Annotated in this window: 14 protein-coding genes; 9 read left to right on the top strand and 5 right to left on the bottom strand. The window is 62.7% G+C overall.

What is annotated here, in order from left to right:
* Nucleotides 1-175 precede the first annotated feature (175 nt).
* Nucleotides 176-1840 carry an energy-dependent translational throttle protein EttA gene (gene ettA, locus FSO04_RS18130; protein ID WP_154561052.1) on the top strand — a complete coding sequence of 555 codons (1665 nt, stop codon included), beginning with the start codon at nt 176-178 and terminating at the stop codon, nt 1838-1840.
* Here ettA and FSO04_RS18125 read toward each other — a convergent pair.
* Complete coding sequence (locus FSO04_RS18125; protein WP_154561050.1) at nt 1819-1980, bottom strand: hypothetical protein; 162 nt, start codon at nt 1978-1980, stop codon at nt 1819-1821. The two genes, ettA and FSO04_RS18125, sit on opposite strands and share 22 nt — an antisense overlap.
* A gap of 193 nt (nt 1981-2173) precedes the next feature.
* Here FSO04_RS18125 and FSO04_RS18120 point away from each other — a divergent pair, with 193 nt between their 5' ends.
* Entirely contained in the window at nt 2174-3310 is a 1137-nt protein-coding gene (locus FSO04_RS18120) for a DUF748 domain-containing protein (RefSeq protein ID WP_154561048.1), read from the top strand.
* A gap of 94 nt (nt 3311-3404) precedes the next feature.
* Here FSO04_RS18120 and FSO04_RS18115 read toward each other — a convergent pair whose 3' ends face one another.
* From FSO04_RS18115 to FSO04_RS18105, 3 genes are read right to left on the bottom strand one after another with little or no spacing between them, the layout of a single operon-like run.
* Nucleotides 3405-4028, bottom strand: a complete 624-nt coding sequence (locus tag FSO04_RS18115) for an HAD family hydrolase (RefSeq protein WP_154561046.1) — start codon at nt 4026-4028, stop codon at nt 3405-3407.
* Nucleotides 4029-4061: 33 nt separating this feature from the next.
* Nucleotides 4062-5876: an aminopeptidase P family protein gene (locus tag FSO04_RS18110; RefSeq protein ID WP_154561044.1), complete on the bottom strand. Its 1815-nt coding sequence runs from the start codon at nt 5874-5876 to the stop codon at nt 4062-4064.
* A gap of 19 nt (nt 5877-5895) precedes the next feature.
* Nucleotides 5896-6150, bottom strand: a complete 255-nt coding sequence (locus FSO04_RS18105) for a hypothetical protein (RefSeq protein WP_154561042.1) — start codon at nt 6148-6150, stop codon at nt 5896-5898.
* 203 nt (nt 6151-6353) lie between these two features.
* Between FSO04_RS18105 and FSO04_RS18100 the strand changes: the two genes are divergently transcribed.
* The 7 genes from FSO04_RS18100 to FSO04_RS18070 all read left to right on the top strand — a co-directional run bounded on the left by FSO04_RS18100 (nt 6354) and on the right by FSO04_RS18070 (nt 12543).
* Entirely contained in the window at nt 6354-7064 is a 711-nt protein-coding gene (locus FSO04_RS18100; RefSeq protein WP_154561040.1) for a response regulator transcription factor, read from the top strand.
* Between the two features lie 62 nt (nt 7065-7126).
* Entirely contained in the window at nt 7127-8413 is a 1287-nt protein-coding gene (gene hemA, locus FSO04_RS18095) for a glutamyl-tRNA reductase (RefSeq protein ID WP_154561038.1), read from the top strand.
* 122 nt (nt 8414-8535) lie between these two features.
* Nucleotides 8536-9618, top strand: coding sequence for a peptide chain release factor 1 (prfA, locus tag FSO04_RS18090; protein WP_097390515.1), 1083 nt, complete (start codon nt 8536-8538; stop codon nt 9616-9618).
* A gap of 6 nt (nt 9619-9624) precedes the next feature.
* Complete coding sequence (prmC, locus tag FSO04_RS18085; protein ID WP_154561036.1) at nt 9625-10467, top strand: peptide chain release factor N(5)-glutamine methyltransferase; 843 nt, start codon at nt 9625-9627, stop codon at nt 10465-10467.
* 114 nt (nt 10468-10581) lie between these two features.
* Nucleotides 10582-10893, top strand: a complete 312-nt coding sequence (grxD, locus tag FSO04_RS18080) for a Grx4 family monothiol glutaredoxin (RefSeq protein ID WP_012434475.1) — start codon at nt 10582-10584, stop codon at nt 10891-10893.
* Between the two features lie 49 nt (nt 10894-10942).
* The gene (locus FSO04_RS18075; protein ID WP_154561034.1) at nt 10943-11542 is read left to right on the top strand and encodes a UbiX family flavin prenyltransferase; all 600 of its coding nucleotides are present in this window, start codon (nt 10943-10945) and stop codon (nt 11540-11542) included.
* A 215-nt stretch (nt 11543-11757) separates the two neighbouring features.
* A complete protein-coding gene (locus tag FSO04_RS18070; RefSeq protein WP_154561032.1) occupies nt 11758-12543 on the top strand; it encodes a DODA-type extradiol aromatic ring-opening family dioxygenase in 786 nt (261 codons plus the stop codon).
* A 158-nt stretch (nt 12544-12701) separates the two neighbouring features.
* On the opposite strand, the gene FSO04_RS18065 is transcribed toward FSO04_RS18070, so the two are convergent.
* Nucleotides 12702-14297, bottom strand: coding sequence for an APC family permease (locus FSO04_RS18065; RefSeq protein WP_168435728.1), 1596 nt, complete (start codon nt 14295-14297; stop codon nt 12702-12704).
* Nucleotides 14298-14392 lie beyond the last annotated feature (95 nt).

Below are 14392 nucleotides of genomic sequence, written 5' to 3'. Positions count from 1 at the left end.
GTACAATGCCATCTGCACAACCCGCCCGCGCGCGGGGCGTCGCGAAGTTCGACGCCGAGTTCGACGCCGCGCCGGCTGGCGCCGGGCGCACCGCCCGGCTACAACACCCATTACCCATCCACCCACGACCGCCCGCCCCCACGCGGCCGGCGTCGTCAACGTCTATTGCAAGCAAATGGCCCAATACGTCTTCACCATGAACCGGGTCGGCAAAATCGTGCCGCCCAAGCGTCAAATCCTGAAAGACATCTCGCTGTCGTTCTTCCCCGGCGCGAAGATCGGCTTGCTCGGCCTGAACGGCTCGGGCAAATCGACGCTGATCCGCATCATGGCCGGTGTGGACAAGGACATCGAGGGCGAAGCCACTCCGATGCCGAACCTGAACATCGGCTATCTGCCGCAGGAACCGAAGCTCGATCCGACCAAGACGGTGCGTGAAGCGGTCGAGGAAGGTCTCGGCGACGTCTTCGGCGCACAAAAGAAACTGGACGAAATCTACGCAGCCTACGCTGAGCCGGACGCCGACTTCGACGCGCTCGCCGCCGAGCAGGCGAAGTACGAGGCCATTCTCGCCACCACCGACGGCAGCGCCGAACAACAGATCGAAATCGCCGCCGACGCGCTGCGTCTGCCTGCATGGGACGCGAAGATCGAACATCTGTCGGGCGGCGAAAAGCGTCGCGTCGCGCTGTGCAAGCTGCTGCTCGAAAAGCCGGACATGCTGCTGCTCGACGAGCCGACCAACCACCTGGACGCGGAATCGGTCGACTGGCTCGAACAGTTCCTCACACGCTTCCCGGGCACCGTCGTCGCCGTCACCCATGATCGCTACTTCCTCGATAACGCAGCCGAGTGGATTCTCGAACTCGACCGCGGTCACGGCATTCCCTGGAAGGGCAACTACAGCAGTTGGCTCGACCAGAAGGAAGAGCGCCTGAAGCAGGAAGAGTCGTCGGAATCGGCGCGTCAGAAGGCGATCAAGAAGGAACTGGAGTGGGTGCGCCAGAATCCGAAGGGCCGTCAGGCAAAGTCGAAGGCGCGTATCGCCCGCTTCGAGGAACTGAACAGCCAGGACTACCAGAAGCGCAACGAGACCTCGGAAATCTTCATCCCGGTCGGCGACCGCCTGGGTAATGAGGTGATCGAGTTCAAGAACGTCAGAAAATCGTACGGCGACCGTCTGCTGCTCGACGACGTCAGCTTCAAGATTCCGGCGGGCGCGATCGTCGGCATCATCGGGCCGAACGGCGCCGGTAAGTCGACGCTGTTCCGCATGCTGACCGGCCGCGAACAACCGGATTCGGGCGAGATCGTGCAAGGCCCGACGGTCAAGCTCGCGTACGTGGATCAAAGCCGCGACGCACTCGACGGCTCGAAGACCGTGTTCGAAGAAATCTCCGGTGGTGCGGACGTGCTGACTGTCGGCAAGTACGAAACGCCTTCGCGCGCGTACATCGGCCGCTTCAACTTCAAGGGCGGCGATCAGCAAAAGACCGTTGGCAATCTGTCGGGCGGTGAGCGCGGCCGGCTGCATCTGGCGAAAACGCTGATCGCGGGCGGCAACGTGCTGCTGCTGGACGAACCGTCGAACGACCTGGACGTCGAAACGCTGCGCGCGCTTGAAGACGCGTTGCTCGAATTCGCCGGCTCCGTCATGGTGATCTCGCACGATCGCTGGTTCCTCGACCGGATCGCGACGCACATCCTGGCGTTCGAAGGCGATTCGCAAATCACGTTCTTCGACGGCAACTACCAGGAATACGAAGCTGACAAGCGTGCCCGCCTCGGTGAAGAAGCTGCACGTCCGAAGCGTCTGCGTTACAAGCCGATCGCGCGATAAATCGCTAGGCTGGCGGCCCGCTCGTTGGTTGATGAGCGGGCTGTTTTGCGGGTCTTTTTATTGCTGAAGTTTTGTAGACCGCTTTGCTGACCGCCCGGTCGGCGCGTTTTGCCGGCCATTTGCCCGGTCATTTTGCTCATCGTTGTACGCCGCAATTACCGTGCGTTTGCCGGATAGGTGGTAGGGCACACGCCTTGCGTGCCACGGCGGTGATACACGTCGTCCCGGCGGGATGCAGGAACTCCGCCCTATCAAATAACTGTGCGTCCAACGGGCGCACAAACCGGCCGATCACACCCACACCGCGCCCAGCGCGGCGACGAGGAGGCAAGCATGGCGATGTCGAAGGCCAAGCGCTGGGCGATTGCCGCAGGTGGCCTGCTGCTGGTGCTGATCGTCGTCGCGGTCGGTGCGCTGCAGTTCGCGCAGCGCGAAGTCAAAGAACGCATCATTGTGGCGCTCGGACCATTAGGCAGCGCCGAAAGCATCCGGGTCGGCCTCACTTCCGTCCATCTCACCAACGTTCTGCTCAAGGCGCCGCCCGGCTGGCCCGCCGGCGATCCGCTACGTGCCGACGAAATCACCATCACGCCCGACATCCGCGATCTGCTCGCGCGGCGCATGCATATTCGCAGCGTGATGGTGCGCGGCTTCGACATTGCCGTGCTGCGAACCAAGGACGGTGCGATCCGCCTGATGCCGAATCTGCGGCAATCGATCAACGGCCCGATCAACGGCTCGAACGACGAGGAAGCCGGCGGCGCGGCACCCCCCGGCTCCCGCGAAAAACTGGTCGATCACGTTAGCTTCGAGCAAGGCAACTTTCATTTCTACGACATGACGGTCGGCCCACCGGCATTCAAAGTGACGGTCAGCAACGCCAACGCAACTGTCGATCACCTGCATCTGCCCGCGCTCACCGAACCGACCAATGTCAACGTCACCGGCTCGATCAAGGGCCCAACGCATACTGGCACCGTTTCGTTCGGCGGGTGGATCAAGATTGCCAGCAAGGATTCGCAGACCACCAGCACATTACGCGGCGTCGATGTTGTCATGCTGGATCCGTACCTGTTGAAAAAAACCGGCGCGAAGGCGCAAGTGACGGGCGGCACGGTCGACCTGACAGTCGACTCGACGGTGCGCAACTTTCAACTGCATGCACCCGGCACGGTGACGATCCACCATCTGCAACTCGCCGACAGCGACAACCCGCTCGACACCTTCATGTCGATTCCGACCCAAGCCGCCATCGCCGCACTCAAGATGCACAACGGCGACATCACGCTACATTTCGTACTGGATGGGAATTTGCGCGACCCGAAGTTTTCGGTGCAGGAAAGTCTGATGACGCGCCTTGGCGCCGGTTTTGCGAAAGCGATGGGCGTGAGCGTCGAAGGCTTGGCGAAGGGCGCCGGGGAGACAGTGAAAGGATTGGGTAACGCGTTGAAAAATCTGCTCGGTCAGTAGGCAGACTTGGGCCGACGCAGGCGGTGCCATTAAAGCGAAGACGCGCCATGCGTCGCCGCTTTAACCGGCATCCCCGGAACGCGGCATCTCGCGCTTAGACCGGCAAGCCCAATTCGCGCAGTCCTGCTTCCGTTTTTGCGGCGCTCGTGTGATGCACACCGTGCCAGCCGAGTGTCGTCGCGGCCTCGGCGTTTTTCAGATTGTCGTCAATGAAGACGAGTTCGCCCGGCTGGATGCCCGGCAGTTGCGCCTCGATCCGCTGACGCATTTCCGCGAAGATCGCCGGATCGGGCTTCACCAGCTTCACCCGGCCCGACACGACGATGTCGCGGAAGCGCCGCAGCACGGGGAAATGCTCCCACGCATACGGAAACGTCTCCGCCGACCAGTTCGTCAGCCCGAAGAGCGGCACATCGACCGCTTCGAGCTTTTCCATGATCGCCACGCCCGCTTCCAGCACACCGGGCACCATCTCGTGCCAGCGTTCGTAGAACGCGCGGATCAGTGACGCGTGATCGGGAAACTTCGCGATCAGCTCGTTTGTCCCCTCGACGATCGGCTGACCACCGTCCTGACGGATCACCCAATCCATCGAACAAACGTGCGTCAGAAACCAGCGGCGCTGCGTTTCGTCAGGGATCAACTGGCGATACAGGTACTCGGGGCTCCAGTCGATCAGCACGCCGCCGAAATCGAACACGACTGCCTTGATGGCCATGCACGCTCCGTCAGTAAGGTCGTGGCGATGAGATCAGATAGCTTGCGTACGCAACTCGAGCCACGCCTTGGCCTCGCCCGACACATGCGGCAACAGGCGCGTGCGCACCATCTCGTGATAGGCGTTGAGCCATGCACGCTCGTCGTCACGCAACAGCGACAGGTCGAGGCAGCGTGTATCGATCGGGCACAGCGTCAGCGTCTCGAACTTGAGGAAATCGCCGAACTCGGTTTTCTCCGCCTTCACGTTCAGCACCAGGTTTTCGATCCGCACGCCCCACTGGCCCGGCCGGTAGATACCCGGCTCGACCGAGGTGATCATGCCTTCTTCCATCGCGGTGCACGGTTCGGCCGGCGCGTAGTGCGAAATCACCTGGGGGCCTTCGTGCACGTTCAGGAAATAGCCCACGCCGTGACCGGTGCCATGACCGTAATCGGCGCCGGCTTCCCAGATCGGCGCGCGGGCGATCGCGTCGAGCATCGGCGAACGGACGCCGCGCGGGAATTTCGCGCGCGACAGCGCCATGGTGCCTTTCAGCACGATCGTGAAATCGCGCCGCTGTGCCTCGCTGATGGTGCCGACCGGCACAACGCGGGTGATGTCGGTCGTACCGCTCAGATACTGCGCGCCAGAATCGATCAGCAACAGGCCGTTGCCCTCGATCACCGAATGCGACTCATTGGTCGCGCGGTAGTGCGGCATCGCACCGTTCGCGTTGAAGCCGGCGATCGTCGCAAAGCTCAGCGACACGAAGCCCGGACGGCGTGCGCGGGCTGCCGTCAGGCGCTCGTCGATCGTCAGTTCGGTGATCGTTTCGCGACCCAGCGCGCCTTCGAACCACGCGAAGAATTCGGCGAGCGCCGCGCCGTCCTGTTCCATCGTCTCGCGCACATGCTCCGCTTCTGCCTGGGTCTTGCGCGACTTGAAGAACGTGGACGGATTGACCGCCTCGACGACGTTCACCGTGGCCGGCACCGACTGCAGCGAGCCATAGGTAATGCGGCGCGGGTCGATCAGCAGCGTGCTGCCGGCCGGCAGCGCGACCAGCGCTTCTGCCGCCTTCGCGTAGGGCTCGACGCTGATGCCGTCGCGTGCGAGCGCATCGGCCAGCGCTTGCGGCACCTTGCCGTCGGCGACGAAGAGCGACGCGCTTTCCGGACCAATCAGCGCGTGCGCCACGAACACCGGGTTATAGCTGACGTCGGCGCCGCGCAGATTCAAAAGCCATGCGAGGTCGTCGAGCGTGGAAATGAAGTGCCACTGCGCGCCCTTTTCCGCCATCGCACGGCGAATCTGCGCGAGCTTTTCCGAACGGGCGACGCTCGCGTGCGGCGCGGCATGCTCGAACACGGCTGCGACGGGCAGCGACGGGCGCTGCGGCCAGATCGCGTCGAACAGATCGACGTCCGTGCGCAGCTTCACGCCGTGCGCGGAAAGCGCCTGGCTCAAAGCGCGCGCCGCCGACACACCCAGCACGGCACCGTCCACGCCGACCGTATCGCCGGTCGCGACGTTCTGCGCAAGCCATTCGAAATGCGGCGCGGTCTGCTGGCCGCCGGTCATCTTCATCAACTGAACGCCGGTGCCGGCCAGTTGTGCGTTGGCTTGTTCCCAATAGCGGCTGTCGGTCCACACGCCAGCGAAATCGGCGGTCACGACGAGCGTGCCGGCCGAGCCGGTGAAGCCCGACAACCACTGCCGGCCTTGCCAGCGCCCAGGTAGGTATTCGGAAAGATGTGGATCTGAGGACGGCACCAGATAGGCGGCTACACCTTCGCGTGCCATCGCATTGCGCAATGTCGCGAGCCGTTCGGGGATGGAGGAAGTTTCGGGGAGTCGGGCATTCATCGGAGTCACCTGCAAGTATTCATCGACGGGAAAGCAAGCCGACCGTCACGGCAACGGCGATCAGCGCGACGGCGGTACATACCGGCCATTCGAGCGTATCGCCATCATGAAAGAGACCAACCACGTTGCCGGCCATGCGCGCAACACCCGCGCCCAGCACGCCGGTCAGGAGCGCCACCCACCATAAGGCGCGGCTCGAGCGGCGCAGCGGATGCAGCCACCAACCCGCCAGGCCAATCACCGCGCCCAGCACCAGGATTCCGGGCCACCCCATTAGCGCCAGGTCTCGCGCAATTTCAGATTCGTCTCATGGGCGCAAGAGGCCAACACAGATAGCATTTTTGTCTCATTAACTATAGAGGTTCAGCACGGCGCTTTCCGCATAGCGGTTGAGTTTAGGGGTCGGGGTGATGTTAGGCAAGCTGTAAGCCTTACGGAGAAACCTAGTCCGGGTAATTGCCAAGCTGAAAGCGTGCCATGCGAATCGCCCTTATCGAGCCGGATCTACGGCACGCCACCCTGGTCGGCCGGCTGATCTTTGCCGGCGGCCATGCGTGCCAGCACTTCACAGCGAGCACGCCGTTTCTTCATCGCGCCGCCGACGAATTCTTCGATCTTCTCATCACTGAAAACTGGGCCGGCGACCATTGCGCCGAAGACCTGATTCCGCGCGCCCGCTCGATCCTGCCGAACTTGCCGGTGATCGTGCTGCTGTCGGAGCCACGCGAGAGCCAGATTGTCGCCGTGCTGCACGCCGGTGCCGACGACTGTCTGACCAAACCGGTCCGCGGCCCGGAAATGCTGGCCCGAGTGGACGCGCTGCTACGGCGCGCGGGCCTGCGGCGACCGTCCAACCGGCGGCGCGACACGATCGGTGGCTATGCGTTCGACGCGGCGCAGTTCGCCGTCAGCTTCCGTAATCAGACGGTCGCCCTGACGCCGAAGGAGTTCCGCTTTGCGCTGCTGCTGTTTTCCAATCTGTCACGGCCGGTGTCGCGCGCGCATATTCTCGAAACGGTCTGGACTCGCCGCCGCGACGTACAGTCGCGCACCGTCGACACCCATGCATCGCGCGTGCGGACCAAGTTGCAGTTGCGACCCGAGCACGGGTACTGCCTGACACCGCTCTACGGCTATGGCTACCAACTCGACGCCATCCCGCCGGACGCCATTGTGGAGGCCGGGTGACGCATCCACAATGTAAGAATTGTGGAAACGCTATAATATTGAGCTAAACCATAGCTCCCCATATGCAGCTTCTAACGATCGGAATCAATCACCACACTGCGCCTGTCGCCTTGCGCGAACGCGTGGCGTTTCCGCTCGAACAGATCAAGCCTGCACTGGACACCTTCAAGAGCGTCTGGCTTGGCCGCACCGCCCGCACGGCGCCGGAAGCTGCGATTCTGTCCACCTGTAACCGCACCGAACTCTACTGCGCGACCGACGACCAGGCCGTGCGTGAAGCCGCGATCCAGTGGTTCTCGAAGTACCACAACCTCCCCGTCGACGAACTCGCGCCGCATGTCTACGCGCTGCCGCAGTCGGAAGCCGTGCGTCACGCGTTCCGCGTTGCCTCGGGACTCGATTCGATGGTGCTGGGCGAGACCCAAATCGTCGGACAAATGAAGGACGCGGTACGCACGGCGTCTGAAGCCGGTGCGCTCGGCACCTATCTGAACCAGTTGTTCCAGCGCACCTTCGCCGTTGCGAAAGAAGTGCGCAGCACGACGGAAATCGGCGCGCAGTCGGTTTCCATGGCGGCAGCCGCCGTGCGGCTCGCACAGCGGATTTTCGACAAGATTTCAAACCAGCGCGTGCTGTTCATCGGCGCGGGCGAAATGATCGAGTTGTGCGCTACGCACTTCGCGGCACAGCAGCCACGCGAACTCGTCGTCGCCAATCGCACGGCTGAGCGCGGCACCCGCCTCGCTGAACGCTTCAACGGCCGGGCCATTCCGCTTTCGGAACTGCCTGCCCGCATGCATGAGTTCGACATCATCGTGTCGTGCACCGCGTCCACCTTGCCAATCATCGGGCTGGGCGCCGTCGAGCGGGCCGTGAAAGCGCGCCGTCACCGGCCGATTTTCATGGTCGATCTGGCCGTGCCGCGCGATATCGAACCCGAAGTCGGCAAGCTCGAAGACGTGTTCCTGTACACCGTCGACGATCTCGGCGCGATCGTGCGCGAAGGCAATGCGTCGCGGCAAGCCGCGGTCGCGCAGGCCGAGGCGATCATCGAAACACGTGTGCAGAACTTCATGCAATGGCTCGACGCACGCAGCATCGTGCCGGTGATCCGCCACATGCATACACAGGCCGACGTGCTGCGTCGCGCCGAAGTCGAGCGCGCGCAGAAAATGCTCGCACGCGGCGAGGACCCCGCAGCGGTGCTCGAAGCGTTGTCGCAATCGCTCACCAACAAACTGATCCACGGCCCCACGCACGCGCTCAATCGCGCGAGCAGCGAGAACCGTGACACGCTCATCGAATTGATGAGCGGTTTCTACAAACACTCCGGTTCTACGGAGCGTTAGCGGCACAGCCACCGCCGCACCGTCCGCGCCACACTGAGTGGCCCGCGACATGCTTCTGACCAGGGCATCTGCCCACTCCCCTAGTCGTCGTCTTTGCCGGAGTCCGCTCCGATACCCGTCCGATGAAAACGAGCATGCAACGCAAGCTCGACCAGCTCACTACCCGGCTGGCCGAACTGAACGACCTGTTGAGCCGCGAGGACATCACCTCGAATCTCGACCAATACCGCAAGCTCACGCGTGAACACGCCGAGCTCGGGCCGGTTGTGGAGCATTACGCGCTGTGGCGCCTGGCGATGAACGACGCGGCGACCGCGCAGGAACTGCTGGCGGACGCGTCGATGCGCGACTTCGCGGAAGAAGAAATTCGCGCGGCGCGCGAGCGGATGGAAAAACTCGGCGCCGAATTGCAGAAAATGCTGCTGCCGAAAGACCCGAACGACGACCGCAACATCTTCCTCGAAATCCGCGCCGGTACCGGCGGCGACGAATCCGCGCTGTTCGCGGGCGATTTGCTGCGCATGTACCTGCGCTTTGCCGAGCGCAATCGCTGGCAAGTGGAGATGATGTCGGCGAGCGAATCGGACCTCGGCGGCTACAAGGAAGTGATCGTGCGGATCGCCGGCGAAGCAGCCTATTCCAAGCTCAAGTTCGAGTCGGGCGGCCATCGCGTGCAACGCGTGCCGGCCACCGAAACGCAGGGCCGCATTCACACTTCGGCGTGCACGGTCGCGGTGATGCCGGAAGCGGACGAAATCGGCGAAGTCGAGATCAATCCGGCTGATCTGCGCATCGACACGTTCCGCGCGTCCGGCGCGGGCGGGCAGCACATCAACAAGACGGACTCGGCCGTGCGCGTCACGCATTTGCCGACGGGCATCGTCGTCGAATGTCAGGACGACCGGTCGCAGCACAAGAACAAGGACCGTGCGCTGAAGGTTTTGGCCGCGCGCATCAAGGACAAGCAGTCGCACGAGCAGCAGGCGAAGGAAGCCGCAACGCGTAAGAGCCTGATTGGCTCGGGTGATCGCTCAGAGCGGATCCGCACCTACAACTTTCCGCAAGGGCGTCTGACGGATCACCGGATCAATCTGACGCTGTATCGCCTCGACGCAATCATGGACGGCGATCTCGACGAATTGATCGCGGCCTTGGTCAGCGAGCATCAGGCCGAGTTGCTGGCATCGCTGGGCGACGCGGACTAAGCGCAAATGGACCTGGTCACACCTGCCGCGCTGTTGCGCGCCTCGCCACTGCCGTCACTCGAAGCGCGGATTCTGCTCACGCACGTGCTCGGCTGGCGGCATACGCAATTGATTACGCGCAGCGATGAGGCTCTCGACGGCCCGGTAATCGAACGATACCGGGCTCTGGAGGCACGGCGTGTCGCCGGTGAGCCGGTGGCGCAACTGGTCGGCGCGCGCGAATTTTTCGGGCTTGATTTCGAAGTGACGCCGGACGTGCTGATTCCACGTCCCGAAACCGAATTGCTGGTCGAAACAGCGTTGGCGGCGATGGAAAACGTCTCGCGGCCGCGCGTGCTCGATCTGGGTACCGGCACCGGCGCCATTGCCGTGGCCATTGCGTCGATGCGGCCCGACGCGCAGGTCTGGGCGCTGGACCGTTCCGCCGAAGCACTGGTGGTGGCCAGACGTAATGCCGCGCGCCTGCTTGATGCCAAACGCTCCGGTAGCGCCGTGGACTTGCAGCAAAGCGACTGGTACAGCTCGCTCGACGCAGCATTGCGCTTTAACGTGATCGTCAGCAATCCGCCGTATATCGCGAGCGGCGATCCGCATTTGTCGGAAGGCGATCTGCGCTTCGAACCGCGCGGCGCGCTCACCGACGAAGCCGACGGCCTCAGCGCGATCCGCAAGATCGTCGCGGGCGCGCCCACACGTTTGGCCGCCAACGGCGTATTGTGGATCGAACACGGGTACGATCAGGCGGAAGCCGTGCGCGGTCTACTGACGGTGCAGGGTTTTACGCAAGTCCGCTCGGAGCAGGATCTCGCCGGCATCGAGCGAATCAGCGGCGGACGATGGCCCGGCTGACCTCGATAAATGGCCCTAATCGCCGAGGTGGCGAAGCGGCCCTCGGCCGGTCTTACCGAAATCCGCTATCATTTCAGCCTATTCCCTACACATAACGGAACCGCAAGGTCAGTCATGGATACGCAACAACGCATCAAGCAAATCGTCGACGAAAACAACGTCGTGCTCTTCATGAAGGGCACCGCCCAGTTCCCGATGTGCGGCTTTTCCGGCCGCGCCATCCAGATCCTGAAGGCGTGCGGCGTCGGCGAAATCAAGACCGTCAACGTGCTCGAAGACGACGAAGTCCGCCAGGGTATCAAGCAGTTCTCGAACTGGCCGACCATTCCGCAGCTCTACGTGAAGGGCGAATTCGTCGGCGGCTCGGACATCATGATGGAAATGTACGAATCGGGCGAACTGCAGCAACTGTTCGCCGCGGCCTAAGCAGCCGCTGTCCGAACCTTTGTTGTCCTCCGATAAGGCGCCGCGAGCCATGGAAACACGTGCTGCGGCGCCACGCCGGCTGATCGTTGCGATTACCGGCGCGACCGGCGCCATCTACGGCATCCGGTTGCTTGAGACGTTGCGCAGGCTGGGCGGCGTCGAGAGCCATCTGCTGATTTCGAGCGCTGGGTGGCTCAATATCCAGCACGAACTCCAGTTGAGCAAAGAAGACGTGCATCCGCTCGCGGATGTCGTCCATTCGGTGCGCGACGTCGGCGCAAGTATCGCGTCCGGCTCGTTTGCGACCGATGGCATGGTGATCGCGCCGTGCTCGATGAAGACGCTGGCAAGCGTCGCACACGGTTTTTCCGACAACCTGATCACCCGAGCCGCCGATGTCACGCTCAAAGAGCGCCGCAGGCTCGTGCTTCTCGTGCGCGAAACGCCGTTAAACCTCGCGCATCTGCGCAATATGACGGCTGTCACCGAAATGGGTGGCGTGATCTTTCCGCCCTTGCCTGCTTTCTATAACCAACCCACGACGATCGACGAAATGGTCGATCACACGGTGGCGCGCGTGCTGGATCTATTCGCGTTGGGGCCGGCCATGTCGCCGGCGTGGCAAGGTTTGCGCGGCACGCAGGAATAATTCGCAGGGCGACATACTGCCGCCGCGCGTGGCGCGAAGGCAGGCGCCATGCATTGCCACGGCCTAACGAGCGGCGCGCCACAATCGCTCCATGGCCATTAACAACACCGACGACACAATCAATTCCGTTTTTACCCGTTTATCAAACGCCGGTACAGACCTATATTGATAGCAACCCTACTTCCGCGCCGCATTCCCGCGGCGGCGTTGCTGCCATGAATCGCTTACCGTCGCTCTACCTCTCCCACGGCGCACCTACGCTGCCGATCGACCCTTCCCTGCCGTCCGCCGAATTCGGCGCACTGTCGGCGCAATTGCCGCGCCCTGAGAGCGTGCTGATGCTGTCGGCCCATTGGGGCACGGCGCAACCGGTGGTGAGCACGTCCACGGCGCCTGAGACCATCCACGATTTCTACGGCTTCCCGCGTCAGTTGTATGAGATTCAGTACCCGGCTCCCGGCGCGCCCGATATGGCGCGCCGGGCCGCGGTGCTGCTCGGCGAACACGGCATCCTTGCCGACGCCCAGCCGCACGGGCTCGACCATGGCGCCTGGGTGCCGATGCTGTTGATGTTCCCGGAAGCCGACATACCGGTCGCGCAACTGTCGATCCAGCCGCACATGGACGCCGCCCATCACTTCCGGGTGGGTCGCGCGCTGCGCTCGCTGAAAGATGACGGCGTGATGGTGATCGGCTCGGGCCAGATCACGCACAACCTGCGCGCTGCGGATTTTTCCGCGCGCCCGGGAGATGCCGATCCGCGCGTGGCCGAATTCACCGACTGGTTCGAGGCCAGGCTCGCCGCGCACGACATCGACGCGTTGCTCGACTACCGCCGCCAGGCGCCGCACGCGGTGCTGATGCATCCGACCGACGAGCATCTGCTGCCCGTGTTCGCGGCACTGGGTGCGGCGGACGACGATTATTCGCTGGCGATTCAGTCGCTCGGAACCTATCAGCGCTCGCTCGCCATGACGAATTACGTGTTCGGCACCGCCTGATTCAACGCCTAAGTAACGCCGAAGCAAGGTCTAACCAAGGCCAAAGCGCCGCCAACAAAAAAGCCCGCCTGAGCAACTCAGGCGGGCTTTTTTCATACCGGGCCGAATCATGACGATCCGGCGGTCCGGCGATCCGGCGAAGGGCTCAGCGCAGCACCTTAGTGTGCGCCTATGCCTTCAAGCACTTCGTCGTGCGTCTGACGTTCTTCGAGGTATTCCGAACGGTAGCCGCTATTCACGCCCCAGTAGTAGAACACCAGCGAGAACACGGCCACCACCAGCATGTCCCAGCCGTACGGCAGGAGGCCGTGGCCGCCAAACTCCTTGCTGCCGATCAGCGACAGAATCGCCATGATCGGCAGGTAGGCCACGAGCCACCATGCAGCCTTCAGGTCACGCCCCCAACCGCCAAAACCCGACTTCGCCTGGAAATAGAAGTAGACCGGCAGCGCGACGACCATCAACAGAATGATTTCGCCGGTCAGCGGCCACTTCGCCCAATACAGGATCAGCGACGCGCACACGAAAGCGAACGGCGCAATGAATTTCATGCCCGGAATGTGCAGCGGGCGCTCCAGATCCGTCGCCGCGCGGCGCAGCGCCATCAGGCTGATCGGGCCAGTCAGGTACGAGATCACGGTCGCGACCGAGATCACCGCCGCCAACGAGCTCCAGCCACGGAAGAAGAACAGGAAAATGAACGACACCAGCAGGTTGAACCACATCGCCTGACGCGGCACGCCGTAGAACGGGTGCACGTTGCCGAACATCTTCGGCATCGTGTTGTTGCGCTCCATCGCGTAGATCATGCGGGTGGTGGTCGCCATGTAAGTCGTGCCGGTACCGCTCGGGCTGACGAACGCGTCGACGTACAGCAGGATAGCCAGCCAGTTCAGGTTCAGCGCGATGGCCAGTTCGGCAAACGGCGAAGCGAAGTTGAAGTGGCTCCAGCCCTTCATCACATCGCCCGGGTTCACCGCGCCGATGTACGCGATCTGCAGCAGCACGTAGATCACCAGCGCCAGCAGGATCGAGCCGATCACCGCGAACGGCACGCTTCTGGCCGGATTGCGCGCTTCACCGGCGAGGTTGATCGGGCTCTGGAAGCCGTTGAAGGCGAACACGATGCCGCTCGTCGACACGGCTGTCAGCACAGCCGACCAGCCGTACGGCGCAAAGGTACTCACTTCGCCGAAGTTTTCTTTGTGGAAACCCGACAGCATCAGACCAGCGATCGTCGCACCCGGAATCAGGAACTTGAAGACCGTGATCGCCGAATTGGCGCGCGCGAACAGCTTCACGCCCCAGTAATTCAGCAAGAAGTAAATGATCACGAGGGCCGCGGACAGCAATAGCCCATTGGTCGTTAATGACCCATCCACGAATAGCGCATGCGCCCATGGATACGGCCAGGTGCTCATATATTGAATGGATGCTTCTGCCTCGATTGGAATCACCGAGACAATGGCGATCCAGTTGGCCCATGCACTGATGAACCCAACCAGCGCGCCGTGCGAATAACGCGCGTAACGCACCATGCCGCCGGACTCCGGGAACATCGCGCCGAGTTCTGCGTAGGTCAAGGCAATCGCGAGAATCACCACCGCGCCGATGACCCATGCACAGATGGCAGCCGGCCCGGCAATTTTTGCAGCCTTCCACGCGCCGAACAACCAGCCCGATCCGATGATGGAACCCAAGCCGGTCAGCAACAGCGCGACCGGTCCGATGTTCCGTTGTATAGAACTTTTCACATCTTCTCCTATGTCGGCCGGAACCGGTGGTTAAGCACTTACTCCGGTCCCATGCAGATTGCATCTGAACCATGCCGACACCGCGTGACATCGCT

Source organism: Paraburkholderia madseniana, from assembly GCF_009690905.1.
GTDB classification, from domain to species: domain Bacteria; phylum Pseudomonadota; class Gammaproteobacteria; order Burkholderiales; family Burkholderiaceae; genus Paraburkholderia; species Paraburkholderia madseniana.
The sequence above is the reverse complement of the archived record's forward strand: the minus strand, read 5'-3'. Positions and strand labels throughout refer to the sequence as shown.

Bases quoted from the DNA above. Each gene is read 5' to 3' on its own strand.
- grxD (WP_012434475.1), top strand. From the start codon at position 10,582: ATGGATACGCAACAACGCATCAAGCAAATCGTCGACGAAAACAACGTC.
- FSO04_RS18110 (WP_154561044.1), bottom strand. From the start codon at position 5,876: ATGAATGCCCGACTCCCCGAAACTTCCTCCATCCCCGAACGGCTCGCG.
- FSO04_RS18120 (WP_154561048.1), top strand. From the start codon at position 2,174: ATGGCGATGTCGAAGGCCAAGCGCTGGGCGATTGCCGCAGGTGGCCTG.
- FSO04_RS18070 (WP_154561032.1), top strand. From the start codon at position 11,758: ATGAATCGCTTACCGTCGCTCTACCTCTCCCACGGCGCACCTACGCTG.
- FSO04_RS18125 (WP_154561050.1), bottom strand. From the start codon at position 1,980: ATGAGCAAAATGACCGGGCAAATGGCCGGCAAAACGCGCCGACCGGGC.
- FSO04_RS18100 (WP_154561040.1), top strand. From the start codon at position 6,354: ATGCGAATCGCCCTTATCGAGCCGGATCTACGGCACGCCACCCTGGTC.
- FSO04_RS18115 (WP_154561046.1), bottom strand. From the start codon at position 4,028: ATGGCCATCAAGGCAGTCGTGTTCGATTTCGGCGGCGTGCTGATCGAC.
- prfA (WP_097390515.1), top strand. From the start codon at position 8,536: ATGAAAACGAGCATGCAACGCAAGCTCGACCAGCTCACTACCCGGCTG.
- FSO04_RS18075 (WP_154561034.1), top strand. From the start codon at position 10,943: ATGGAAACACGTGCTGCGGCGCCACGCCGGCTGATCGTTGCGATTACC.
- ettA (WP_154561052.1), top strand. From the start codon at position 176: ATGGCCCAATACGTCTTCACCATGAACCGGGTCGGCAAAATCGTGCCG.
- FSO04_RS18105 (WP_154561042.1), bottom strand. From the start codon at position 6,150: ATGGGGTGGCCCGGAATCCTGGTGCTGGGCGCGGTGATTGGCCTGGCG.
- prmC (WP_154561036.1), top strand. From the start codon at position 9,625: ATGGACCTGGTCACACCTGCCGCGCTGTTGCGCGCCTCGCCACTGCCG.
- hemA (WP_154561038.1), top strand. From the start codon at position 7,127: ATGCAGCTTCTAACGATCGGAATCAATCACCACACTGCGCCTGTCGCC.